At 39.9% G+C, this 24,734-nt stretch carries 18 protein-coding genes; 6 read left to right on the top strand and 12 right to left on the bottom strand.

Annotated elements, in window-relative coordinates; translation table 11 throughout:
• Window positions 1–42 precede the first annotated feature (42 nt).
• Window positions 43–4,524, bottom strand: a complete 4,482-nt coding sequence (locus QNI22_RS07880; RefSeq protein WP_314510093.1) for an amino acid adenylation domain-containing protein — start codon at window positions 4,522–4,524, stop codon at window positions 43–45.
• 343 nt (window positions 4,525–4,867) lie between these two features.
• Here QNI22_RS07880 and QNI22_RS07875 point away from each other — a divergent pair, with 343 nt between their 5' ends.
• Window positions 4,868–5,524: a 4'-phosphopantetheinyl transferase family protein gene (locus tag QNI22_RS07875; protein WP_314510091.1), complete on the top strand. Its 657-nt coding sequence runs from the start codon at window positions 4,868–4,870 to the stop codon at window positions 5,522–5,524.
• A gap of 29 nt (window positions 5,525–5,553) precedes the next feature.
• Here QNI22_RS07875 and QNI22_RS07870 read toward each other — a convergent pair whose 3' ends face one another.
• The 3 genes from QNI22_RS07870 to QNI22_RS07860 all read right to left on the bottom strand — a co-directional run bounded on the left by QNI22_RS07870 (window position 5,554) and on the right by QNI22_RS07860 (window position 8,863).
• Entirely contained in the window at window positions 5,554–6,441 is an 888-nt protein-coding gene (locus QNI22_RS07870; RefSeq protein ID WP_314510090.1) for an SDR family oxidoreductase, read from the bottom strand.
• Window positions 6,442–6,501: 60 nt separating this feature from the next.
• Window positions 6,502–7,407 (bottom strand): ROK family protein, encoded by a 906-nt coding sequence (locus tag QNI22_RS07865; protein ID WP_314510089.1) that lies wholly within the window; start codon window positions 7,405–7,407, stop codon window positions 6,502–6,504.
• Window positions 7,408–7,552: 145 nt separating this feature from the next.
• Complete coding sequence (locus QNI22_RS07860; protein ID WP_313974918.1) at window positions 7,553–8,863, bottom strand: NupC/NupG family nucleoside CNT transporter; 1,311 nt, start codon at window positions 8,861–8,863, stop codon at window positions 7,553–7,555.
• A gap of 418 nt (window positions 8,864–9,281) precedes the next feature.
• Here QNI22_RS07860 and QNI22_RS07855 point away from each other — a divergent pair, with 418 nt between their 5' ends.
• Window positions 9,282–10,682 carry an APC family permease gene (locus tag QNI22_RS07855; protein ID WP_314510088.1) on the top strand — a complete coding sequence of 467 codons (1,401 nt, stop codon included), beginning with the start codon at window positions 9,282–9,284 and terminating at the stop codon, window positions 10,680–10,682.
• A 228-nt stretch (window positions 10,683–10,910) separates the two neighbouring features.
• The gene (locus QNI22_RS07850) at window positions 10,911–12,473 is read left to right on the top strand and encodes a thiol-activated cytolysin family protein (RefSeq protein WP_314510087.1); all 1,563 of its coding nucleotides are present in this window, start codon (window positions 10,911–10,913) and stop codon (window positions 12,471–12,473) included.
• A gap of 62 nt (window positions 12,474–12,535) precedes the next feature.
• Here QNI22_RS07850 and QNI22_RS07845 read toward each other — a convergent pair whose 3' ends face one another.
• The 4 genes from QNI22_RS07845 to QNI22_RS07830 all read right to left on the bottom strand — a co-directional run bounded on the left by QNI22_RS07845 (window position 12,536) and on the right by QNI22_RS07830 (window position 15,617).
• Window positions 12,536–13,138 carry a bifunctional nuclease family protein gene (locus QNI22_RS07845; RefSeq protein ID WP_313974912.1) on the bottom strand — a complete coding sequence of 201 codons (603 nt, stop codon included), beginning with the start codon at window positions 13,136–13,138 and terminating at the stop codon, window positions 12,536–12,538.
• A gap of 220 nt (window positions 13,139–13,358) precedes the next feature.
• Entirely contained in the window at window positions 13,359–14,324 is a 966-nt protein-coding gene (locus QNI22_RS07840; RefSeq protein WP_314510086.1) for an electron transfer flavoprotein subunit alpha/FixB family protein, read from the bottom strand.
• Between the two features lie 101 nt (window positions 14,325–14,425).
• Window positions 14,426–14,806 carry a type 2 periplasmic-binding domain-containing protein gene (locus QNI22_RS07835; RefSeq protein ID WP_314510085.1) on the bottom strand — a complete coding sequence of 127 codons (381 nt, stop codon included), beginning with the start codon at window positions 14,804–14,806 and terminating at the stop codon, window positions 14,426–14,428.
• Window positions 14,807–14,879: 73 nt separating this feature from the next.
• Window positions 14,880–15,617, bottom strand: coding sequence for an electron transfer flavoprotein subunit beta/FixA family protein (locus tag QNI22_RS07830; RefSeq protein ID WP_313974906.1), 738 nt, complete (start codon window positions 15,615–15,617; stop codon window positions 14,880–14,882).
• Between the two features lie 293 nt (window positions 15,618–15,910).
• On the opposite strand from QNI22_RS07830, the gene QNI22_RS07825 reads away from it, so the two are divergent.
• The gene (locus tag QNI22_RS07825; protein ID WP_313974904.1) at window positions 15,911–16,228 is read left to right on the top strand and encodes a tetratricopeptide repeat protein; all 318 of its coding nucleotides are present in this window, start codon (window positions 15,911–15,913) and stop codon (window positions 16,226–16,228) included.
• 393 nt (window positions 16,229–16,621) lie between these two features.
• Here QNI22_RS07825 and QNI22_RS07820 read toward each other — a convergent pair whose 3' ends face one another.
• Both QNI22_RS07820 and QNI22_RS07815 read right to left on the bottom strand, forming a co-directional pair.
• Window positions 16,622–17,383, bottom strand: a complete 762-nt coding sequence (locus QNI22_RS07820; RefSeq protein WP_314003810.1) for an SDR family NAD(P)-dependent oxidoreductase — start codon at window positions 17,381–17,383, stop codon at window positions 16,622–16,624.
• 66 nt (window positions 17,384–17,449) lie between these two features.
• Window positions 17,450–19,099: a UxaA family hydrolase gene (locus QNI22_RS07815; protein ID WP_314510083.1), complete on the bottom strand. Its 1,650-nt coding sequence runs from the start codon at window positions 19,097–19,099 to the stop codon at window positions 17,450–17,452.
• A 307-nt stretch (window positions 19,100–19,406) separates the two neighbouring features.
• On the opposite strand from QNI22_RS07815, the gene QNI22_RS07810 reads away from it, so the two are divergent.
• The gene (locus QNI22_RS07810) at window positions 19,407–21,446 is read left to right on the top strand and encodes a beta-L-arabinofuranosidase domain-containing protein (RefSeq protein WP_314510082.1); all 2,040 of its coding nucleotides are present in this window, start codon (window positions 19,407–19,409) and stop codon (window positions 21,444–21,446) included.
• Window positions 21,447–21,499: 53 nt separating this feature from the next.
• A complete protein-coding gene (locus tag QNI22_RS07805; RefSeq protein WP_314510081.1) occupies window positions 21,500–22,603 on the top strand; it encodes a glycoside hydrolase family 2 TIM barrel-domain containing protein in 1,104 nt (367 codons plus the stop codon).
• Window positions 22,604–23,360: 757 nt separating this feature from the next.
• On the opposite strand, the gene QNI22_RS07800 is transcribed toward QNI22_RS07805, so the two are convergent.
• Both QNI22_RS07800 and QNI22_RS07795 read right to left on the bottom strand, forming a co-directional pair.
• A complete protein-coding gene (locus tag QNI22_RS07800; RefSeq protein ID WP_314510080.1) occupies window positions 23,361–23,489 on the bottom strand; it encodes a hypothetical protein in 129 nt (42 codons plus the stop codon).
• Between the two features lie 8 nt (window positions 23,490–23,497).
• Window positions 23,498–24,733, bottom strand: a complete 1,236-nt coding sequence (locus tag QNI22_RS07795) for a nucleoside recognition domain-containing protein (protein ID WP_314510079.1) — start codon at window positions 24,731–24,733, stop codon at window positions 23,498–23,500.
• Window position 24,734: the final 1 nt, after the last annotated feature.

The raw sequence follows: 24,734 nt of genomic DNA, 5'->3' as shown, positions 1-24,734 counted from the left end.
CACTGGCTATATGCTGAAAGTTATAGCCAGTGGCTACTTTTCTCAGGCTAGAATTTCCTGAGGAGTATGAGTTAAAGCAGATTTATTTAGTTCAGATTGAACAATGTTGCCTATCTGAGTAAGACTGTTTTCATTTTTAAACAGAGAGAAATGATTACCATCAATCTCATAAATACTAAGATTAGAGGTAATATGTTTTTTCCAGCCAAAATCTGAATTGGAGAGATACTTGGCTACATTGTTCTTGGCACGTATAAATACAACATTGCCATCATAGTCTTTATGCTGGTAGTTTCTTCCTGCTTTCCATGAAGCCCGAAGAACTTCTTCCCGTGTTACATATTCATCTCCAATATTTTCATCAAGCTCCTGTTGGGCATTACGAGCCGGAAGATTAAAATGAATGGCTACCGTATTTAGAAAATCCAGATGCATCTGCCGTATATCACCCACAATGCTCCACTTTTGTTTGAATGGAATACGGGGTGAGAATAACTGATTTTTCCAGCTTTTGAATATATACTTCAAGCCTACATGTTTATACTTGGCAATTCGGCGCTTTCTGGCTGGATAAGTATCAAAAAGAATTAATGTTGGTACTTCTTTACCCATTTCTCGTAATCTGATCGCAATTTCGTAAGCAACTAACCCTCCTATAGAATAGCCTGCCAGATGATAAGGGCCTACAGGTTGCTGGGTTAAAATTAGTTTCAGGTAATGATCTGCCATAGTATAGGCGCATTCGAGTGGAATATCTGTTCCATTCATTCCAACAGCCTGTAAGCCATAAACAGGTTGATCTGTATCCAGGTACGCTACGAGTTTATTGACATATTCAACACCTCCTGTAACAGGATGTATACAATACAATGGCGGTTTATGGCCATTGGGCTGTATGGAAACCAATGAGTTCCAGACTGAGTCCTGCATATTCTCTTCTAAAAATCTGGCAAAAAGAGTAATAGTAGGATTTGAGAATAACAATGACAAAGGCAGATTTTTACCTGTTTTCTGACTGAGTTGTGAAATGAATTGTACACCTAATAGTGAGTGTCCACCGATTTCAAAGAAATTGTCATGTATGCTGATTCTGGAACGTTGTAGTATTTTTGACCAGAGTTCAGCTACCAGATATTCAGAAGGAGAGCGGGGTGGTACATATTCATTCTGGGTATCTTCCTGTTCAGAAGGGGCAGGTAGTGCTTTGCGATCTATTTTACCACTTGGGTTTAGAGGCATGGCATCCAGAAATACAAATAGGGAAGGAACCATATACTCCGGCAATTTATCTTTTAGGAATGCTCTCAGGTCGGCTGACGCAGTTCCCTGAGCCGATTTGAGAACAACATAGGCTATCAAACGTTTATTTCCGGAAGCATCCGGCTGAGCAATTGTTAAAATTTCCTGTATGTTGGGATGCTCAGTGAGAACTGCTTCAATTTCACCTAATTCAATCCGATAGCCGCGTATCTTAACCTGATGATCTTTACGTCCTAAAAACTCGATATTGCCATCTGGCATATAACGAGCCAAATCACCTGTTTTGTAAAGCCGAGCACTGGAATCATTACTGAATGGGTCTCGAATAAACTTTTCCTGATTTAGTTCGGGGCGTTTAAAGTAGCCTTCTGCCAGACACTGTCCTCCAATGTAAAGTTCTTCTGCTACTCCCGGAGGTACAGGCTGTAAATTCGAATCAAGAATGTGATATTTAGCATTCTGTATTGGATACCCATACGGAATACTTACCCATTGTTCATCCAGTTGACGGGGAATTAAGAAATAGTTGGACCATACAGTTGCTTCTGTAGCTCCTCCCAGACTTACTACCTGTGTATTGGTAAAATGCTGTGTGATCCAGCCGGGCATAGCCAATGGTATCCAGTCACCACTTAGAAAGGCTAACCGTAATGAGGTTGTTGTTGGTTGTTCTACAATACTACTGAATGGCAGCAACTGGCTTAGAGTAGCAGGAGCAGAGTTCCAGAGTGTAATAGGTTCCTGATAAAGAATTTCCAATAGTTGCTGGGGATTTTGTAATTCGGTCTTGGACGCAATACGAACCGAACCTCCTGCTGCCAGCATTCCAAAAATATCATATACTGATAAGTCAAACCCAAGAGAGTTAACAAACAAGACCCTATCGGAAGCTCCCATCTGAAAGGTATTGTTTACCCATTCAATTAGATTGATAGCTGGCTTGTGGCGCACCATTACTCCTTTGGGAATACCTGTAGACCCTGATGTATAAATAATGTAGGCCAGATTATCAGAAGTGACAAAACTTATAGGATTACTGGTCCGTTGCGCCTTTAGTTTCTCGGTCTCTCCATCTACTGCAATGGTTGTAAAATCGTAGGTGTCAAACTTATATTTGAGTTTTTCCTGAGTAATAAGAAGTGTTAACTGTAAATCGTTAAGTACAATTCCTAGTCTGTCTTTGGGGGCCGTAGGTTCCAGAGGAACATAGGCCGCACCTGCTTTTTGAATTCCCAGTACGCCAATGACCATTTCCAGCGATTTTTCCATGCATATACCTACCAGCACTTCTGGTGCGGCACCATGTAATATAAGCAGATGAGCCAGTTGGTTTGCTTTCTCATTTAATTGAGCATAGGTCAGTTGGGTATTGTCAAAGATAACAGCTACTGCATTGGGTGTACGTGCGGCTTGCTGTTCAACCAGTTGGTGCATACAGATGTTTGTCTCATAGTCTTTTTTTGTGGCATTCCACTCAACAAGTATCTGATACTGCTCTGGTACAGAAAGGAGAGTATGTTGACTTACAGGTTCATGCAGATTCCGGATCAGTTCCTGTAACAAGGTAGCAAACTGATTGCTGATTCGTTCTACTGTCGTGAGATCTAGTTTAGAGGGATTTGCCACCAGATGGACAGATTGATCCTCCTCTGTTATCCAAACTGTCAGATCTCTTCCTAACTGCAGGTAATTCTCAGGATGTTTCTGCGCGTTAACAACTACAACCGGATATAATGGATTTTCTTTTATTTCATTTTTATTGCGAAGTGTCGAATAACGTGTTGTTACATCCAGAGCATACGTCTCTGATTTGAAAACGCGGGTTAATTCTTTTTGGGTTGCATTATAGATAGGTTCAAAGTCACTTTGTGAGTCAATATCTACCTGAAATGGAAGTGTAGTGGCAAAAAAATCAGGCAATTCATGAAGTTTGGTAAGTAAATGAGTTGTACTAAAACCCACCTGTATTTGTGTATTACCTGTAATCCGTGCCAGATACAACAGGTACGCAGATACTAAGAAATGGGTACTTTGCGAATTATTTTGGTAAGCAGTAAGAAAGTCTTTGGTAAAGTCAGAAAGGGGTATTGATACAATATGAGGCCGATCTGAATTGATCCCTGTCAGTGGAAGACGAGAGGCGAATGGAAGAGATGTGGGTTGAAGATCTGTTAATTTCTTTACCCAATAATTTTGAAATTTGGCAATCTGAGAGTCTATCTCTGTAATTCTCTGAATAGCTTGAGTTGTAATTTCTGGTAATTGAGAGCCTTCTTTTACTTTATATTTATCTTTTAGCTGAGAAACACTAAGGTTTTGACCATCTATTGTTGAGAATTGAGACAATACAATATCCTGAGTCGATGTAGCTATGGTTATTGTATCCTCTGATAAGGCTACAAGGGTTCCTGGTAAACTTATTGACTGTTTTTCTGCTATCTGACACTTACGCACCAAGATAAAAGTATTGTCTAGTGCAATTTTAGGCAAACCCAGCGGATTGATATAAAATCCAAAATCAGATGCTCTACATAGCAGTTCAATGGTTGTTGCCTCCTGGTTCCAGGAAAGAATACCACTATAGGGCGGACGTTTGTCGGTACCAAAATAAGATCTGGCTTGTGGATCTTGTTGAGTAAAGACAAGCTGATTTTGCCGTATAGCGTTTACTAATTCAGAAAAAGCATGAAATGCACCTTCAAAACATTTTATATTAAGTGTAAAGGATGTTTCATCCGGATCAATGTCAACCAGATGTTGTGTAAGAATAGCCCCTGTATCAATACCTGGTTCTATTACATGCCAGGTAATACCATGTTTTTTTTCTTTGTTTAGTAGAGCCCAGTAGGTGGCATGTAAACCTGCATATTTTGGAAGCGGGCCATCATGATAATTAATTGCCAGTTTTTTAACACGTGAAAGGGTTCTTTCAGGTATAATGTGGTGATTAATGATACTAAAAAGATAATCTACTGAATGTTTTTCTATAAATTCGGAGAGTGTATGAAACGAGTTTGAAACAGGAAGGTTTAATTCATGTGCAAAATTTTGTATCTGCTTATCTGCAGAGATGATCTGAATAATGGAAAATTCATTTTCTAGTAATAACCGGGCACATTGAGCTAACAATGCTCCTTCTCCAATAAGTACACATGTTGGATGATGGGAAGACTGTGTATTATTGGCTGAGACAGTAGAAAGATTATGTAAAGAATGATTAGTCGCAATGAGATCATTGCTTTCCAAAGCTGGCGTATTTTGCATAGAAAAATAGGATTTTTGTTATATCCTACTGATAGCGTGAATAGTAACCGCAAAATGTAAACTAAAAACATATTGTTTGTGTAACCAGACAGATTGTGACCTGTAACAGAAGAAGAAGAGCTGTTACAAGAATATTGGCTATGAAAAGGAGAGAGGGAGTTACTATTATATATGATTAAGGCTTACATAGGAAGGAATGGATTTGTTTCAGTATAACCTCCAGCGTATGGTGGTAAATAATATATTTCCGTGAATTAGGTGTAGTTGCTTGATAGGCAGTACTTTATGTTTATTCAGTGTTTGAGAATAGATACCATTGTTATCACATAAGTATGAGTTACATATGATTACTATTTTGTATGCAGATTGTTCTTCCAGCTATGTTTCAGAAGAGGCTTATTTTTATTGGCTGCCTTATCTCTCTGATACCATGCAAAAACAAGTGTTGAGTTATAAAATAAAACGGGATGCTTATTTATCACTTGCAGGAAAAGTTCTTTTATATAAGGCGTTACAAAAAGAGGATTCTAGCCATGCCAAACTATCTGAGATAACATATACAGATTTTCGCAGACCTTTTGTGCCTGATTTAGATATGGATTTTAATATTGCTCATTCAGAAGATTTTGCCATCATTGCCTATACCCGGTATGGAAAAGTAGGAATTGATCTGGAACGAATGATTGCAGTAAGGCCTGAGGATTTCAAAAGTCAGATGAGTATGGATGAATGGATGAGAATAGAAAATGCTGTAGACCAACAAACTGCATTTTATGTATACTGGACACAAAAAGAAGCTGTGTTGAAAGCCAATGGCAAAGGGATGTATATTCCTTTACAAAGCTTTCAGATTCAAACTGATTTTACTTACCTGGAAGGAGATAACTGGTTTCTAAAGGAAATCCAGATAGCGGATGGATACAAATGTCATCTGGCAATGAATCAGGAACAATCGGTTGAAATATACAATCTGACCAGAGAAATATGGAATATAGACTAATCAGATCAAGTGAACCACAACTGAATTTTCTATGAGTCAATGGTTTTGATATTGTACTTACGAATCACTCTTGATAGCAACGTTGGAAAAAATCGCTTCATATAGATACCAAGGATTTCTTTGCCTCCTATATAAACCTCTTCTTTATTCTTTTTGACAGCCTTTAGTATATGCCTGGCACAGACATCTGGCTGCATACCTTTCTCCTGGTTTGTATCCATTTTATTGTATTGCTCCCCATTTTCATCAATCGCATGTAGGGAGATCGCCGTTTTAATATATCCTGGACATACAATAGTAACTTTGATCTTGTCTTTCCAGTGTTCAGCTCGTAGAGAATCAAAGAAGCCATGCAAAGCATGTTTAGATGCTGCATAGGAAGAGCGCATAGGTGTTCCTATATACCCTACTACACTACTTGTAACAATGAACTGACCGCTTTGCTGTTTGACAAATGTTGGTAATACGGTTTTGGCAAGTCCTACTATACCAAAATAGTTAATTTCCATAATACGCCTGTCTACTGCTAAAGGGGTATCCTTTATAAAGGAACGTTGGCTGATACCTGCATTGAGTATCAGTACGTCAATTCTTCCGAATGTTTGAATAACAGTCTGTGTAGCTTTATCAAAGGTGTCACTTTGTTCTACATCCAATGGCAATATAAGAATATGTGCTGCAGGTAACTGAGTTTGTTGAGCTACACGATCCAATTCAGTTTTTCGACGGGCAGATAATACCAGTCTGGCCCCTTGCTGAGCCAGTGCATATACTAATGCTTCTCCTATTCCAGAGGAAGCTCCTGTAATCCAGACAACTTTGTTTGCGAAGGTATTGATAAGACAAAAATGTTTTATACAGTAAAATCCTGATCGAAGATAAGTAGAGGGAGGAAATTGGCAAAGGAGGGAATACAAAATAAAAACGCATTCCGAATAGTAGTCAGAATGCGTTTTTATATAGCTGATAAGTTTCTTCTACTTAAAACACAAGGCCGCAGCACCTAATATACCTGCATTATTACGTAATACTGCCAGTCTGATATCCAGTTTATCAAGATAGTATGGAGTTAGAAATTTTTGCATGGACTTCAATACCTGTTCCTGCATGAATGGATATCCTTTGGCTACACCACCTCCAATAATAAAGGTTTTAACATCCAGAATATAGGCTGCAGTAGCCAATGCTTCTCCTACATATTTGCCATAATAGGCAAATGCTTTTAGAGCAACAGGATCATCATCACGGGCTGCTTCCAGTAATACATCATCATCTATTTTGGCTACATCGCGCAGCACTGACTTGCCTTTATGTTCTTTAAGCAGTTCAGCTGCTTTGGCATAAAATCCAACTTTACCAATATTCTGCTCTATACTTTTTCCATTCCCTGCTACAATATGACCAAGCTCCAGTCCATTACCATCCGCACCTTTGAATATCTTATGATCTATGATCAGCCCGCTACCTACTCCTGTGCCAAGAGTAACCAGCAGGAAGTTTTCGGGAAGTTGCTGGCCTGAAAAATAATACTCCCCCAGTGCGGCTGCGTTGGCATCATTTTCCAGATAGAATGCAATACCAGGATTCGCTTTTTCCAGTAGTTCAACAATAGGAAGGCCATTTAATTCAGGCATATTGGCCAGTTCTACCAGGCTACGCCGATCCCGGGAAATCATTCCGGGGACGCCAATGCCTATTTCTTTGACCTGAGGATGATCTTTGATCCACTCTTGGATCGATGCTAATATATTTTCAGACAGAACACCTGAAGCACGTAATTCTTTGACTGGTACTTTCTTTTTCTCTAATAATTTTCCATCACTTTCTACCAATCCAAATTTAACACTACTTCCGCCGATGTCTATGCCCGTGAATATTTCCATGAGATAACTAATTAAGTGGTTAATTGTTACTTTGTTGTAAGTTGATAGCAAGTCCTGATATTTTTATACACAAATATAAAGATCCATGTTGGAATGGAAAATGATATCAGACTTGCTGGGTAATTGAATTATAGGTTGGTAAATCTTACTCTTCAATCAGAGTGCCTGCAATGGTTGCTGTCATCATGGTTGTTAATGTGCCACCCAATAGTGCAGTCATTCCTAGTTTGGAAAGATTTCCTTGTTGATTAGGAGCCATATTGCCAATTCCACCTACCTGGATAGCGATAGAACTGAAGTTGGCAAACGAACACAATGCATAGGTGGAAATCGTTACAGAACGGCGTGAGATTACTCCTGTACGTTGCATTTCTGCCAGATTAAGATAGGCTACAAATTCGTTGATGACTGTTTTCTGTCCAAGCAAGCTGCCTACCAGTAAGGTGTCCTTCCATTCTATACCCATCACAAAGGCAAAAAGTCGGAAAACCTGACCAAAAATGTATTCCAGCGAAAACTCTTTGAATGTACCTTCCGTTGAGGCTTTCACCCATGCATTCAGACCTGTAATGTCTCCTATACTGGATAAACCAGCATTGACCATATAGACAACTGCAATAAAGGCTATTAGCATGCCACCTACATTGAGTGCAAGTTTTAGTCCATCTGCGGCTCCAATAGACATGGCATCAATAATATTAACACCCAATTGCTCTTTGTGTACAACAAGCTTTTGATCTATGCTTTCAGTTTCTGGAAGCAATATTTTAGAGATTAAAATACCAGCAGGTGCACTCATAATAGAAGCACTCAGGAGATGGGCCGCAAATTCTGCTTTGGATTCGGGGCTATCTCCTCCCAGAAAGTTAACATAGGCTCCCATGACACTCCCTGCAATATTGGCCATTCCGCCTATCATCAGACAGAGTAGTTCTGAACGTGTCATAGTAGGAACAAAAGGACGTACCAGCAAAGGAGCTTCTGTTTGACCCAGAAATATGTTGCCGGCAGCAGAGAAACTTTCCGCTCCGGAAAGACGCATCGTGCGCGACATAACCCAGGCAATCCCATATACTACCTTTTGTAATATACCCAGATAATATAAGCCAGAAGTTACGGCTGAGAAGAAAATGATAGTGGGCAATGCCCTGAATGCGAATAAATAGCCTAAATGATGGGTGGCTTTAGGATCATTGGCTGCAAAGTCTTTAGTCAGATCTCCAAACAGGAACTTGGCTCCTTCTGCAGAGAAGTCCAGAAAGCGAACGAATCCCCGGCTAATCCAGTCAAATCCATCTGCTACAACATCCACTTTTATAACCAGTAATCCAAAAATCAATTGTAGTAAAATACCAGTTCCGACTAGTTTCCAGTCAATGGCCTTGCGATTGGATGAAAACATATACGCAACGGCAATCAAAAAAGCTAGTCCAAAGACTCCTCTAAGATAAATCATTTACGAAGAATGTGACTAATAAGGGAAAGATAAGGATAAATTAAAGGATGTTTAACACATGAAAGGCTGGTGCCTAAAAATAGTGTATTTCTATGAATGAAACAGGTTAATTCGACAAAAGATGACGCGGGCCTGTAGGGGAGGATGGGTAGATTTCTTCATATTTTATTGGTTAGGTTTGTTTTCTCAAACTTACTAAATCCTTCTTTGCTACCCAAACCCTGGTGAAGTGTTATTTGTGGAAGTGTTACCTTATGGGTACTATTGAAGCCTATAATTTGGAATATAGTCCCTAGTTTTGCAATTTGGGAAAAGAATCCAGGCATCTTTTTCTTTAGAAAACACATTTTCGGCAAAAAAGCCTTCGATTAACTTGCATTCAATTAGTTAGAAAAACATCCTTCATCTTATCAAACATATGTCTGAAAAACCACAGAAATCACTTACTCTACTTGATTCGGTTATGCTCATTATGGGCTCTATGATCGGGTCAGGGATCTTTATTGTTGCAGCAGATATGACTCGCGACCTACAATCGCCTGGTTTGCTGATACTTGCCTGGATCGTTACCGGATTTATGACATTTGCTGGTGCACTTAGTTATGGCGAGCTGGCTGGTATGATGCCTCAGGCTGGAGGGCAGTATGTGTATCTGAAAGAAGCCTTTAACCCATTGGTTGCTTTTATGTATGGCTGGACTTTTTTTGCAGTCATTCAGACTGGAACCATTGCTGCTGTAGCAGTAGCTTTTGCCAAGTTTACAGGTGTATTCTTGCCGATGATATCGGCAGAAAATTATATCATTGACTCTGCTTTTTTGAAAATATCAACACAACAAGTATTGGCTATTTTTTGTATAGTTCTGCTGACATTCTCAAATTTTAGAAGTATTAAAACAGGGGCCTTGATACAGAATCTGTTTACGTTTGCCAAGATAGGATCACTGGTAGCTATCATTTTGTTGGGTATATACATTGCCTTTACCAAGTCCGAAGTAACACAGAGCATATGGGATTTTAACAGAGCGGATGGACAAAGTCTACCTATGCTGGCTTTAGTAGGCATCTTTTTCTCGGCTATGGTTGGTTCTTTGTTTTCATCAGATGCCTGGAATAATATCACCTTTACTGCCGGGGAAGTAAAAAATCCGCAACGCAATGTACCTCTGGCGTTGGCCATTGGCACTGCCTCGGTAAGTCTGATCTACATTTTTATCAACATTACGTATGTGAGTAGTCTTTCGCTAACTGAAATACAAAATGCTCCTGCAGATCGTGTTGCTACTGTATTAATGGAAAAGATTGTAGGTGAAAAAGGTGTATTCTTTATTGCAGCTATGGTTATGGTTTCTACCTTTGGCTGTATCAATGGATTGATTCTGGCTGGAGGACGTGTGTATTATGCTATGGCAATTGATAAGCTTTTCTTCAAACAGGCTGCTCGTCTCAACCGTAACGGTGTACCTGCCAATGCATTGGTTTTTCAGGGAATATGGGCTTGTGCACTCACACTGAGTGGAAGTTATAACAGCCTGCTGGATTATGTTATGTTTGCTACCGTACTCTTTTATATTCTCACTATTTTGGGAGTCTTTATATTACGTGCCAAACAACCTAATGCATTGCGTCCCTATAAAGCGTGGGGATATCCCGTATTGCCTGCTCTATATATCTTATTGGCTAGTGGGTTTTGTATTAGTGCATTGTATTATAACTATCAATACACCTTGATAGGGTTGGGCATTGTGTTGGTTGGTATCCCAATATATTACCTTATCAAGACGGGCTTTAACCATAAGCAAGCGGAGAAAATAGCATAACTACTGTTAACCATAAAAGAGAAAAGCTCTATTCCGGATTAGAATAGAGCTTTTCTCTTTTACTGCCTTGTCTGTTTATATCAGATAATGCCTTTTCGTCAAGCATATTTTATATGTGATGCCTGTAAAGATATATCTGCTTGACAGGCATTATTTTTTATGCTATAACCTGTTGAATGGGTACTACACCAAACAGTATAGCCAATTTATTTATATAACAGCATAAGTATGTATTCAAACTTGTTACAATCCCGAAAACTGATTTCTGGCTTTCTACTTGTAATTGTCTACTTTGTTAGTAGCTGCAAAAAAGAAGAAACAGATCCTTTCACCCAGAATGTGAGTTCATTGATTAATTCCCTGGAATACGATCCGGCTAAATTGCTCAATGTTCAGAATATAGGCAATGAGCCTGATAAACGTGTAGAAACAGGTTCTGAAAATGGAGCATCCAGTCAATCTGGGGGATATATTACTACATGTGGAAAGACTATTTACACTTTGCAGACTAACAAAGAAGCTATTACCATACTTCGGCCTTTGCATGGAAACATCTGGCCTGGGGCATTGGTAAAAGGAAATGCTTCTCTATTGGATGGTGATCCGGATACAATAAAAATTGCCCGAAATCCTGTGACTATCAAGATAGATCTGCCAGGCATAGGAAACAATGGCTCTGTAACAGTCGATAACCCTTCAGATACAGCTATACAGAACGCTGTTACGAATGCCTTGAACTGGTGGAATGCAAACGCCTATCAGGAAGGATATGTAAATCCAAACTATACTTCGTATAAGACAGCACCTTCCTATTCTGCCCAGCAAGTAGCAATGGATCTGAATATGAATACAACCTGGGCAAACAGTACTATTGCCTCCCAATTTAATTATCCATCATCTTCAGCGAAGAAAGTTGCCATGATGGTGGTAAAACAAGGCTTTTATACAGCTTCAATGCCAGAACCCAATTCGCCTGCAGTTGTATTTGGTCAGGATAGTGACATTGCCACTATTGATGAAACTATTTCTAAAATCAAAGCGGTAGTTAGTAATGAGGCTCCTCCTGCCTATATTCAGACCGTGACATATGGACGTGTAATTCTGTTTCGTATGGAGACATCATTGTCTGTTACTCCCGAAGATGTAGAGGTTGCCTTACAATATGCAACTGGTGTAACGAGTGTAAGTGGGGATACAGAGACCAAAGTGAAAAATATTCTGGCCAATGCTACTATTACATTGGTAAGCATTGGGAAAAATGCTACTGTAAATTCAAGATCTTTGAGTGCACGAAGTTATGGCGAACTGGCAGGATATATAAATGATAAAAATAGCTTGTATACAATTCAGAATCCAGGTGTTCCTATCCAGTATACTGTACGCTTTTTGAAAGACAATCAGGTAGCCCGTATGGGATACACAACACAATATACTATAGAAGCATGTACTCGTACTTTAGTTCCTGAAGCTGCTGTTTCTTTAACAAATAATACAGGAACCCAGGGAGGCATAGGTTGGGATGTGCAGTATACCTTATCTTTTAAGGATAAAGATAATGCAGATCAGAAGCTGGAAAGTGGAACCATTGAAAAAGGAGCTAACAAATCAGTCACACTGCCTGCTGGTAGTTATAAAATTACTATGGAAGCAGAGTACAAAGATATAAACAAGTGGAAGAGCTTAGGAAAACAAAGTTGGGAAATAGCTACAAAAGGATGTTTTGAGGCTTATGGTAATTGGGAACTTTTTGGAAAGAAAGGTCCGGAATTTCGTTCCATTACCTGTCAGTAAATGATCTGACTAAGTGAAAAAATGAAAAGCCCCTTCCTAAGAAGAGGCTTTTCATTTTTATGTTAGTTTCTTTTATTCAATTCATCACGGATTTTAGCGGCACGTTCATAATCTTCTTTTTCCAGCGCCTCATCCAGCATTGTCTTTAGCTGATCACTGGAGATATCTTTCAGTTGTTCAGAAGTACCCGATTTTTTTACAGGATTCTTCTTTGTTTCTTCATCTTTACTTACTAATGTTTCGTCTTCTTCTGGCTCTGTAAGTACAATGCCTGCTTCTGATAAAATTGGTTCAAAAGTATAGATAGGCACTCCAAATCTTAGCCCAATAGCAATGGCATCTGATGGCCGAGCATCAATATCTATCATCTTTACTCCATCTGTACACACAATCTTTGCATAGAATACTCCTTCGCGCAAGTCAGATATCACAATCTCCAGAATAGAAAATTTAAAGGATTGTGCAAATGACTTAAACAAATCATGAGTCATAGGCCGGTTGGGAACAATTTTCTCAATTTCAATAGCAATAGCCTGAGCCTCAAACATGCCAATAATAATTGGTAAACGGCGGTTGCCACGTTCTTCACCTAACACCAATGCAAAAGACCCTGACTGTGATTGACTGGAAGATAGTCCTAATATTTCTAATTTAATTTTATCCACGTTCGTACGTTAATTTATAGCAATAGTCAGATATCGGATTTCCGGTTGCAATTTTATAATATTTTATGGATAACAAAAATTAATCACCAGATCATTCCCATAATTTTATGTGTTGAATCAGAAATGTATAGCTCTTTTCTGAAATAAAAAAACCTCTGACAAGTTTACTCTCATTCCATGAATGAGCAAAATGTCAGAGGTTTACTAAATAAGAGCAGATTTATTTGGCAGCCTGCACTGCTTTAGTCAGGCGGGGAAGTACATCAAATGCATCCCCCACAATGCCATAATCAGCTGCTTTGAAGAATGGTGCTTCCGGATCTTTGTTTATAACTACAATCACCTTAGAGGAATTGACGCCTGCCAGGTGCTGAATGGCTCCGGAAATACCTACTGCTATATACAGGTTCGGGCTTACCTTGATCCCAGTTTGTCCTACGTGTTCGTGATGTGGCCTCCATCCTAAATCTGATACAGGTTTAGAACATCCGGTTGCTGCATGTAATGCATGTGCCAGCTCTTCAATGATCCCCCAGTTTTCCGGACCTTTCAGACCACGGCCTCCGGATACAACGATATCTGCTTCAGTCAGAGAGATTTCTCCTGAAGCTTTCTCTTCGCCTGTGACTTTAATAGCAAACTCTGCCTCAGATAAAGTAGGTGTAAACGCTTCAATGGGAGCTACACTGCCTGTTTCTTCTGGTGTAAACACATTTTTCTTAATGGTCAGAATCTTTTTGGCAGATTTCATTTCGGTTACTGCAAAAGCCTTTCCGGTGTAAATGCTGCGTTTCACTTTAAACCCATTGCTCAGGTCTGGTAGTTCTGTAACATTAGAAGCAAGGCCCGCCTTTAATTTAGCTGCCAGTCTTGCACCAATAGCATCTGTTAATGCTGATTTGGCCAGAACTACAACTTCAGCATTTTCTTTTTCTGCAGCCTGTGCTATCACAGTGGCATATGACTGACTACTTGGTACATTCAAGCGATCATCTGTAGCATGCAGAATTTTATTGGCTCCCGACTTTCCTACACTATCCAGTTCGCCTGCATCAATTGTTCCAATGACAATAGCTATGGTAGTGCTACCTGTTTTTTTTGCTATTTCTGCCGCATATCCTGTGGCTTCCAAGGCTGATTTTTTAACTGCGCCTTCAGCAGTTTCTATAAAAACAAGAACAGACATATCAGAATTTTAATAATAGATTCAACTTGAGAATACCAGAAACGTGTGTTTCACCTGTCTGGTGTTTAAGAAATGATACATTCTTGTTTTGATATCTTGTTTTACTTCTTCGGCCTTCTCATCAGATAACGGGTAATGAAGATCCCTTTTCCGGAATCATCTGTCGCTCCGGTAGATACCTGGGCTACTTCCCAGCCTTGATCAGATAGTTCATTGATCTTATCTGTAATGACTTTGTCATTATTTCGAACATTCGAAAAATTGATACCACCCAGGCTAAAGAAATTTTCTAAGGGAAGTTCCTGTAGTTTTCCATTTGGATCTGTGGAAATCATCCGTGAACGACCCATACCTCCGGCAACCAGAGACTCAATGGTTGTTACCTGCATGTATTCATATTTCGGAACAACAGGGGCTTGAGAAAATGAGTGTTGAGTGAAAGCAAGAATAACAAATGATGCAAGAATGATTAACTTTTTCATAGTGTAGTTTAGATAAAATTTGAGTGTTAATTTAAAATTAATTGCATAGTCAGTTCAAAGCAAAAGTCGGGCCTTATATTACTTTCGCTTCATTTTTTAGTAGAGAAATTAGTTGTTCTGCATTTTCAGCTGGTATCATTTTAACCGCACCTTTAGGAGCAGGCAACTGAAACTCGGCAACTTGAGTAAGTGTGTCTTTAGAAGATGGTTCTATAACCTGAAGAGGTTTTGTGCGGGCCGACATAATACCACGCATATTAGGTATTTTCCATTCCGCAATAGGCTCCTGACAGCCAGCCACCAGTGGGAGAGATACTTCCACATATTCTTTTCCACCTTCAATCTCACGTGCCATCTTGGCTGTAGTACCTTCAATATCCAGTTTCATTACAGGTGAAACAGATGGAATACCCAGCATCTCGCCCACAATACCATGAACCTGACCACCATTGAAGTCGATGGATTCTCTACCCATCAGAATCAGATCGTAGCTATTTTGACGGGCTATATTGGCAATCTGTTCTGCAACAAAATAAGCATCTGTTGGCTCTGCATTGATGCGGATAGCGTCATCAGCTCCTACTGCCAGTGCTTTGCGAATTGTTGGTTCTGTATCGGCTTCTCCTACATTCAGAACTGTTACGGTTCCTCCTTGAGCTTCCTTCAATTCAATAGCACGAGATAATGCATAATCATCATAGGGACCTGTAATAAACTGTACTCCAGCCTTATTTAATTTGGTATTATTATCAGTAAAGGCAATTTTAGTTGTCGTGTCGGGAACATGAGTAATACAGACTAAGATTTTCATAAGCAATAAAAATGGTTATTTAGTAAAAATTGAAATACCTACAGAACGATTCCTGAATACCATTCATTGTTCTGTAACGTAACAGTGCAAATATAAAAGAATCTTCATGTGAAGAGTCATAAAGATCAACCGAAAAATACAAAAATGTGTTACAGAGTGTGATATTTGTATGTTGAATTGTAAAGTGGTTGGTTGTGAGCGGAATACAAACTAAAGTAGGAATTTGTTTTGCCATTCAAAGAAGCCTTACTTTGAGCCATAAGCGAAAGCAGATGATTAATTTTATTTATACAATGAACAGACTTGAGCAACTATTTGATTTTCTGAAGGAAGATCCCAATGATCCTTTTACTTTATATGCCATAGCAACCGAATACCTGAAATCTGATGTGCAGAAGGCTCTGACGTATTATGAAAAGCTCCTGACAGAGCATCCGGATTATGTAGGCACCTACTACCATGCCGCTAAATTATATGCAGACTTAGGACGCAATGAAGAGGCAGAGAACACCTTTAAGAAAGGAATCGAAGTAAGTGAAGCTGCTGGCAACCGAAATGCAAACAGAGAATTAAAAGGAGCTTACCAGCAATTTCTGGATGATCTGGAATAAAATAACCCTAATAGCAGAAACCTGATTCAGCCCAAATTTTAGAAAAAGCAGTATTAATAAGTCCAGCCACAAAGAGAGGGTAGATTCCTTTGATCGCGAAAGGTAGTGTAGGTGCGTTGGCCTTCTTTCCGCCGCGAGGTTGGCTTTGGGCCTTGCGGGCAGGAGGATCAGAGAAAAGGGTCTTTTTTTGCCTACTTTTTTGGACAAGCAAAAAAGTAGGATGCCACAAGTAGAGTGAGGTAAGGGAATTTGAGAAGACGAGGGAAGAGAAATTTCTGAAAAACTAATCAGCGCTTATACTTTTCGGAAGCATAAGCGCTGATTTTATAATCAGATTCCCATCCAAAATTTGGAATGACTTATGTAAATATAAAAGCAGTTTAAACCAGTTCTTTATTTAAGAGAAACAAATCCTCCATCTATGGAATAATCTGCACCTGTTACAAATCCAGCTTCATCTGAACAGAGATACAATGCCAGGGTTGCCATCTCTTCTGGTGTACCCATTCGGCCTATAGGTTGAGTCTTTGCCAGTTTTTCGAACATCTCCTTTTCCTGCCCTGCATAATTCTTTTTCAGGAAGTCATCCACAAACGGTGTGTGTACACGTCCTGGTGAAATGCAGTTACAACGTATCTTCTGATCAATGTAATCTCTTGCTACAGAGAGAGTCATTGTTAGCACCGCTCCTTTACTCATTGAATAGGCAAACCGATCCGGTATACCTACTGAAGAAGCAACTGACGCGAGATTCAGGATGACGCCTCCTCCTTGCTTTTTCATTTTTTCAACTGCAACAGACATACAATTATAGACGCCCTTTACATTTACCCTGAAAATGCGGTCAAAATCTGCTTCAGAGGTGTTTTCAAGCTTTCCGACATGAGAGACGCCGGCACTATTAACCAGAATATCTACTTTGGATGCCAGATCAAGCACTTTCTTTACTTCAGACTGATCTGATACATCACAACGGTAAAATACAGCTTTGCCACCTTCTCTGAGAATATCAGTTACAGTTTGGCTGGCACCTGTTTCATTCAGATCCAGAATAATAACTTCGGCACCTTGTTTGGCAAATAAACGGGCTATTGCCTGCCCAATGCCACTGCCTCCGCCTGTGATGACAGCTGTTTTATGAGTAAGAGAAAACATGAAACGAATAAAAACAGAATGAGTAATAGGTTGTATTAATTATAAAAGAGTCTCAATTTTTTACGTTTACAGACTTACCCCACGTTTCCATGGAATGAAGTCATCTTGTCCCAGTTCTACAGATTTGATCTTTTCCAGACCGCTGGCCGCACGAATACAATATTCCAGAATCTCTTCCCCTTTTTGCTCAATGGTGGTTTGTCCTGTAATAATATCGCCAGTATCAATATCAATAATGTCAGCCATGCGACGAGCCAGATCACTGTTTGTGGCTACCTTGATAACAGGGCATACCGGATTACCTGTCGGAGTACCCAGACCCGTTGTAAATAAAATCAGGGTAGAGCCTGATGCTGTTTTTCCTGTAGTTGCTTCTACATCATTACCAGGGGTACATACCAGATTCAGACCCGGCTTGGTAGCTGGTTCTGTATAGTCGAGCACATCTACAATAGGAGCAGTGCCTCCTTTTTTCGCTGCGCCTGCTGACTTGATAGCATCTGTAATCAGGCCATCCCGAATGTTGCCGGGTGAAGGGTTGGCATGGAAGCCTGAACCTACAGATTCTGCCTGTGCATTATAGGATTTCATCAGGTGAACAAACTTCGCCGCAATCTCTTTGTTGATGCATCTGTCGGCAAGCTCCTGCTCTACACCGCAGAGCTCTGGAAACTCAGCCAGTAATACAGTGCCACCCAAACCTACCAGCAAGTCAGCTGCATAACCAACTGCGGGGTTGGCTGATATACCCGAAAAACCATCAGAACCACCACATTTTACACCCAATACCATTTTGCTTAAAGGAGCCGGCTGGCGTTGTTGTGTATTGGCCTTAACTAAGTGTACAAAAGTTTGCTTGATCGCTTCTGAAATCAGACTTTCTTCCGATTGACTCTTTTGTTGTTCAAACATCAAAAGAGGTTTATCAAATTTGGAGTTACGCTGAAATATTTCCTGTTTGAAGTCATCCATCTGCAAGTGCTGACAACCTAGACTTAATACTGTAACTCCCGCTACATTTGGATGATCTGCATAGGAGGCTAGTAACTTACTCAATACAGCAGAATCCTGTCGTGTACCTCCACAGCCACCCTGGTGAGTCAGAAATTTGATGCCGTCGATATTTGGAAACAGGCGTTTGGTATGAAACATTTCTTCCTGCAAAGACAAGTCAGCTGATAACATAGTATCTGGCGACTGTCCTGATTCATACATGGATATCAGTTGACGGGTGTAATTCTTGTATTTTTCACTCTGACCATAACCCAACTCCTTATTCAATGCCTCTTTTATTACTTCCAGGTTCCTATTTTCACAGAATACAGTAGGCACAAATAACCAGTAATTAGCAGTGCCTACCCGTCCATCTGAACGATGATATCCCATAAATGTTCTGTCATTCCATTTGGAAACATCCGGAGGAGTCCATGTATAGTCTTTCTGCTTTCCAGAGTAATCTGCAGCAGCATGTTTGAGGTTTTGTGTATGGATTAACCCTCCTTTTGGAATCGGATGCATGGCTTTGCCTACCAATACACCATACATAATGACAGGATCTCCGGTATTCAGATCCTCAGTGACAAACTTGTGCTTTTGCTGTATGTTATCTTGCAAGATGTAGGTCTCGCCTTCGTATGTCAGCGTTTGCCCTTTGGATAAGTCAGTCAGTGCTACAATGACATTGTCCGATGGATGAACTTTCAGGAGGTGTCGCATATATTTTCAGAATAAGATAACTGTCTTTGTCTAAAGGAATACTTATGAATTAATACCCCAAAGAAAGTAAAAACCTTAGGTATAAACCAACTGTCAACAAGAGTAAATCAGAGATTTATATAATTAAAACTTACAGACAGATGGAATAGTTCTGGGTGCTGTAACCCGGTTGTTTCTCCAAAACTCCTCCAGGATAGTTATCAATAACTCATGTCTTTCTTTGGACTGATGAAATTTTTCATAGGATAAATATAGTATTTTTGGTTTATTGGGTTGAATTTAATCAGGATTTACTACCCGTTCATTCATGAATACCTATCTGCGCTACACTATTTTCTTATTTTTTCTATCAATAGTACTTGTTTTTTCTGGGCATTCGTCTTTTCTGAAAGCACAAACCATACAATCTCCTATCTATACAGAGTTGCCGCTTGGATCTGTTAAACCCAAAGGTTGGTTGCTGCATCAGCTTCAGATTATGCGGGATGGAACAACCGGACATCTGGATGAAGTATATGGAAAGATCAAAGATGACAATGGTTGGCTGGGAGGAAAAGGAGATGGCTGGGAAGAAACTCCTTACTGGCTGGATGGGGCAGTACCACTTGCCTACCTGCTTAATGATCCGGTTTTAAAGAATAAAGTGAACCGATACATTGAATGGACGCTAACTCATCAACGCCCTTCCGGATATTTTGGTCCTATCACGAAAGCAGAGCGGGAGAAAGGAGCTACCATAACTGTTGACTCCTGTCAGTTGGGTGAAGATTGGTGGCCTAAAATGGTGATGCTGAAAGTATTGAAACAGTATTATACAGCTACACAAGATAAACGGGTGATTCCGTTTATGAGCCATTTCTTTAACTATCAGTTGCAGTCACTCAAAAAATGTCCTATTGGAAAATGGACTGACTGGTCTGCTTCCCGTGGCATTGACAATGCTATGATTGCCCAATGGCTGTATAGTATTACGAAGGAAGCCTCTCTACTGGAGTTGGCTGCACTGATTGAGTCGCAGTCATTTGAGTGGAATACCTGGCTGACAAACCGGGATTGGGTCATCCGCGCTGCTGCTTATCAGGATAATGAAAACTGGATGAGTCGTCATGGTGTCAATGTGGGAATGGCCATAAAGTCGCCCGCTATAACTTATCAGCGTACCGGCGATAAAAAATATCTGTCAGGTTTAAGCACAGGCTTTCATGACCTGATGACTTTGCATGGTTTACCTATGGGTATTTTTTCGGCTGATGAAGATTTACATGGAAATGATCCGGTACAGGGAACAGAACTTTGTGCTATTGTAGAATCGATGTTTTCACTGGAAGAGATTATCGGAATTACGGGAGATATCCACTATATGGATGCATTGGAACGAATGACATTCAATGCGCTGCCTACCCAGACAACAGATGACTACAATGCCAAACAATACTTTCAGATTGCCAATCAGGTACAGGTAAAACGTGGAGTATTTAACTTTTCCTTACCCTTTGATCGGGAAATGAACAATGTCTACGGTATGCGTAGTGGTTATACCTGTTGTCTGGCAAATATGCATCAGGGGTGGACAAAGTTTGTTGCCCATATGTGGTATGGTACTCCTGATAAAGGGTTGGCTGCATTGGAATATGGTCCTAATCAGATTGTCGCTAAAGTAGGGAAGACTCAACAGGAAGTTACCATTACTGAAACAACAACCTTTCCTTTTGAAGAGTCTATTCAATTTGCATTCTCTACAAAGAAAGAAGTTAGCTTTCCTTTGCAACTACGCATTCCTTCCTGGTGTAAGGAAGCAACTATCTTGTTGAATGGACAAAAACTACGTACAGAAAAAGGAGGACAGGTAATAACTATTGACCATACATGGAAAGACAAGGATAAATTAACCCTGGAGTTACCTATGCAGGCCCAGTTCTCAACCTGGGGACGTAACACCCGGGCTTTGGAATATGGACCATTGGTCTATGCATTAAAGCTGGGTGAACGATGGGAGAAAGAAAGTCAGAAAGAAGAAGGCGATTATTTTAATGTCTTTCCTGTAGGTGACTGGAACTATGGAATAGTGGCAAAGACTGTTGCCGAACCTGTTCAGTCTGTATCAATAAAAAAGGTGAAGCCTGTATCGGATCAGTTTATCTGGAATCTGACTAATGCACCTATTGAAATTACTGTAGATGCCAAAAAGATTCCAGACTGGAAGATTGTCAATGATGTAGCCCCTTCACCTGTAACGGAAAGGTCTGGGATTTACAAAGGAAAAGTAGAAAACAAGACAGAAAAGATCACATTGATTCCTTATGGATGTACCAAAGTACGTATTGTGGCTTTTCCTGTAGTGCCCTGATAATGAATAAGTACACCTAATCTCAATTATACGTTTTCCCTCTATTCATTCTTATGAAAAAGATAGTATTACTTTTTTTGCTGTGTTTGAATGCATCCGTTTTTGTTGGGGTAGCACAAACAAAGTCACCCAGGCAACCCCGGACCAGTCAACCCGTACAGGCAGGTCGCTGGACTATTGAGAAGGCCAATGCCTGGTATGCTAAACAGCCATTTTTAGTTGGGGCCAATTTTATTCCATCTACAGCGGTTAATGAACTGGAAATGTGGCAGGCAGATACCTTTGATCCTCAGACTATAGATAGAGAGCTAGGTCTGGCAGAAAGTTTAGGCATGAATATCATGCGGGTATTTTTACATAACATTCCCTATGATACAGATAAAGAAGGTTTTCTGAAACGCATCAATGAGTTTCTGACGATTGCAGATAAGCATCATATCAAAATTATGTTTGTGTTGTTTGACTCCTGTTGGAATGACAACCCAAAAGCTGGCAAGCAACCTGAACCTAAAACCGGCGTTCACAATTCCGGATGGTTGCGTTGCCCTGGCACACAAATGTTGTTTGACTCACGCACCTGGGGTAAACTGGAAGATTATACAAAAGGAATTATCAGCGCTTTTGCTAATGATTCGCGTGTGTTAGTATGGGATCTGTTTAATGAGCCATCCAATTCTGGCTATATGGATGCAGTAGTACCATTGCTGAAGAAATCCTTTGAATGGGCCAGAGCTGTCAATCCTTCTCAACCACTGACAGCAGGCTGGTGGCATGACCATCCTATGAGTAATGAAGTAATGCTGAATAGTTCGGATATCATTACTTTCCATAATTATGTAACACCTGAAAAACTTGAGGCGCAAATCAAAGACTTACAAGCTACTTACAAAAGACCGTTGATTTGTACAGAATACATGGCTCGTAAACATAAAAGCACTTTCGAAGGATGTCTGCCTATATTTGACAAATACAAGGTAGGGGCTATTAACTGGGGACTGGTAAAAGGAAAAACGAATACTATCTATGCATGGGATGAACCATTACCTGGTGGGGAAGAGCCAAAACTATGGTTTCATGATATATTCCGTCCGGATGGTACACCCTATCAGCAACAGGAGGTAGAAACAATCCGGAAATTTACCAAAGCAGGAAAATGATTTACAGATTATAGATTTATCATATCTTCAAAGAGGTAAATTTATCTTGTTATCAAAGAAGTAACAACGCCTGCACTTCCTAAAGAGTGTAGGCTTTGTTTTTAGAGAACCTCTTACTCTCTTCTATAGTATTTAGTAACCCAGTTTATGGTATAGAATAAAACAGCTTAGATAAAAGCAAGATACAGCAACTGATAACTGACATAAGATATACTTGTATCAATGGAAAATAGCTACTAGTTATCTTGTTAATTTACTCTACTCTATTCATTGGTTCACTGGTTCACTCTCCTATAGGAGAGTGAACCAGTGAACCAATGAATAGAAAAATAGTACGTCAACCAAAACAAGCCAAAGGTTGAACTGGGAAATTTGAAGTAAGTCGTTGTATTTTAGTTTGTTATATTGATTTTGTTGTAAGGGTGATGAACCAGGAATGAGCTAAAAAAGTAGTGTTTCTCTAGTTCAGCTTTTAGTTCAGTAGATGAACCAGAAAAAGCTAAAAACTAAATCGCATAATATAAAGAAAATACAATTTTTGCCTCAGAATATGTCTTAGGCACTGGTATTATCTATTCTGATTTCCCTTGTTCAATATTATTGACCTGTGCATTATCTACTGCAGCCTAATGATAGTGCGGTGAACTATACGCAATAGTCAACATGATCAAAGTTCTGGTCAAAAATAAAATCTGCTGTGAGTTATGCGTAAATTAAAAAATGATTGGAGTTATTCTGACGCGCAAAACTGCTATTTTCAACAGGCAATCTGTCCACGGATCAGTGAATTTGTTTTGCCTGCACAAAAAATAGTATGCAACAAACTATGCACATGCAATACGACTTCTCCAAAGAAAATCATTGCCTTATATTCGGGTTGATTCATGCTGATTGTTAGTGGAAGAACAGATACCCCAGAAATATACCGGCAATGACACCCACAATATCTGCAATAATACCAGCTACAATTGCATAGCGTACTTTTTTGATCCCTACAGACCCAAAATACAAGGCAATAATATAAAACGTGGTATCTGCTGAGCCGTTGAAGATACAGGCTACCCGTCCAGGAAAAGAGTCTGCTCCATAGGTTTTCATTACATCTATCATCAGGCCACGTGCGCCACTTCCACTAAAGGGTTTCATGATAGCAACAGGTAAGGCGGGTACAAAGTCTGTATTGACACCCGTCATCGCAAGCAAATGGCCTATACCATCAACAACGTATGCCAGAGAGCCGGAATTGCGGAATATGCTGATTGCTACCAACATACCTATAAGATAGGGGAGGATCTTTAAGGAATCTTCAAATCCGTTTTTGGCTCCTTCGATAAAGGCATCGAATACATTTATCTTTTTACGTATGCCTCCCAGAATAAAGGCCACCATAATCACAAACAGAAGTAACGGACCTGCTACCTGTGAAAACACTTCCAGTTGGGTTTTATCCAAACCTGACAGATACCAGAGTAATAGTGCTATAATTCCTGTAAATCCAACTATCCATGCCAGCATCACAGGATGTAACAGATTGATCTTTTGCCAGATAGCAACTACGATCATTCCTATAAGCGTGGTGATATAGGTACCAATCAGACATGGGATAAAAACATCGGAAGGGTTGGCAGCACCTAATAATGTGCGTTGAGCCATAATGCTGAGAGGGATCAGTACCGGACCTGCCGTATGTAGTACCAGAAACATAATCTGAGCATTGGAGGCTATTTCTTTTTCTGGATTCAGTTCCTGAAGGCTTTTCATCGAACGTAGTCCAAAGGGAGTCGCAGCGTTATCCAGTCCCAGCATATTAGCTGAGAAATTGATCATCATATGTCCGCTGGCCGGATGGTCTTTGGGTACTTCAGGAAATAGACGATTGAAGAAAGGACCAATAATACGCGAAAGAAACTGAATAGCTCCCGCTTTCTCACCTATATTCAGAATTCCCAAAAAAAACGTCATAATGCCAGCCAGAGGGAGTGCAATATCCATGATGGCAATTTTAGCTGTATCAAATGTGCCATCAATGATGAGCTTAAAGATCTGGGTATCGCCCAGAAAAATAAGCTTAAAGAGTGCAACAAGAAATGCAATAAGAAAAAAGGCGATCCAGACGTAGTTTAATGCCATT

It is taken from the genome of Xanthocytophaga agilis (genome assembly GCF_030068605.1).
In the GTDB taxonomy this organism is placed as follows: Bacteria; Bacteroidota; Bacteroidia; order Cytophagales; family 172606-1; genus Xanthocytophaga; species Xanthocytophaga agilis.
The sequence above is the reverse complement of the archived record's forward strand: the minus strand, read 5'-3'. Positions and strand labels throughout refer to the sequence as shown.

Excerpts from the sequence above, each read along its gene's own strand:
- QNI22_RS07840 (WP_314510086.1), bottom strand. The coding sequence starts at position 14,324 with ATGTCTGTTCTTGTTTTTATAGAAACTGCTGAAGGCGCAGTTAAAAAA.
- QNI22_RS07875 (WP_314510091.1), top strand. The coding sequence starts at position 4,868 with ATGATTACTATTTTGTATGCAGATTGTTCTTCCAGCTATGTTTCAGAA.
- QNI22_RS07820 (WP_314003810.1), bottom strand. The coding sequence starts at position 17,383 with ATGTTTTCTCTTACTCATAAAACAGCTGTCATCACAGGCGGAGGCAGT.
- QNI22_RS07855 (WP_314510088.1), top strand. The coding sequence starts at position 9,282 with ATGTCTGAAAAACCACAGAAATCACTTACTCTACTTGATTCGGTTATG.
- QNI22_RS07795 (WP_314510079.1), bottom strand. The coding sequence starts at position 24,733 with ATGGCATTAAACTACGTCTGGATCGCCTTTTTTCTTATTGCATTTCTT.
- QNI22_RS07835 (WP_314510085.1), bottom strand. The coding sequence starts at position 14,806 with ATGAAAAAGTTAATCATTCTTGCATCATTTGTTATTCTTGCTTTCACT.
- QNI22_RS07800 (WP_314510080.1), bottom strand. The coding sequence starts at position 23,489 with ATGAATCAACCCGAATATAAGGCAATGATTTTCTTTGGAGAAGTCGTA.
- QNI22_RS07805 (WP_314510081.1), top strand. The coding sequence starts at position 21,500 with ATGAAAAAGATAGTATTACTTTTTTTGCTGTGTTTGAATGCATCCGTT.
- QNI22_RS07860 (WP_313974918.1), bottom strand. The coding sequence starts at position 8,863 with ATGATTTATCTTAGAGGAGTCTTTGGACTAGCTTTTTTGATTGCCGTT.
- QNI22_RS07815 (WP_314510083.1), bottom strand. The coding sequence starts at position 19,099 with ATGCGACACCTCCTGAAAGTTCATCCATCGGACAATGTCATTGTAGCA.
- QNI22_RS07810 (WP_314510082.1), top strand. The coding sequence starts at position 19,407 with ATGAATACCTATCTGCGCTACACTATTTTCTTATTTTTTCTATCAATA.
- QNI22_RS07830 (WP_313974906.1), bottom strand. The coding sequence starts at position 15,617 with ATGAAAATCTTAGTCTGTATTACTCATGTTCCCGACACGACAACTAAA.
- QNI22_RS07865 (WP_314510089.1), bottom strand. The coding sequence starts at position 7,407 with ATGGAAATATTCACGGGCATAGACATCGGCGGAAGTAGTGTTAAATTT.
- QNI22_RS07825 (WP_313974904.1), top strand. The coding sequence starts at position 15,911 with ATGAACAGACTTGAGCAACTATTTGATTTTCTGAAGGAAGATCCCAAT.
- QNI22_RS07880 (WP_314510093.1), bottom strand. The coding sequence starts at position 4,524 with ATGCAAAATACGCCAGCTTTGGAAAGCAATGATCTCATTGCGACTAAT.
- QNI22_RS07850 (WP_314510087.1), top strand. The coding sequence starts at position 10,911 with ATGTATTCAAACTTGTTACAATCCCGAAAACTGATTTCTGGCTTTCTA.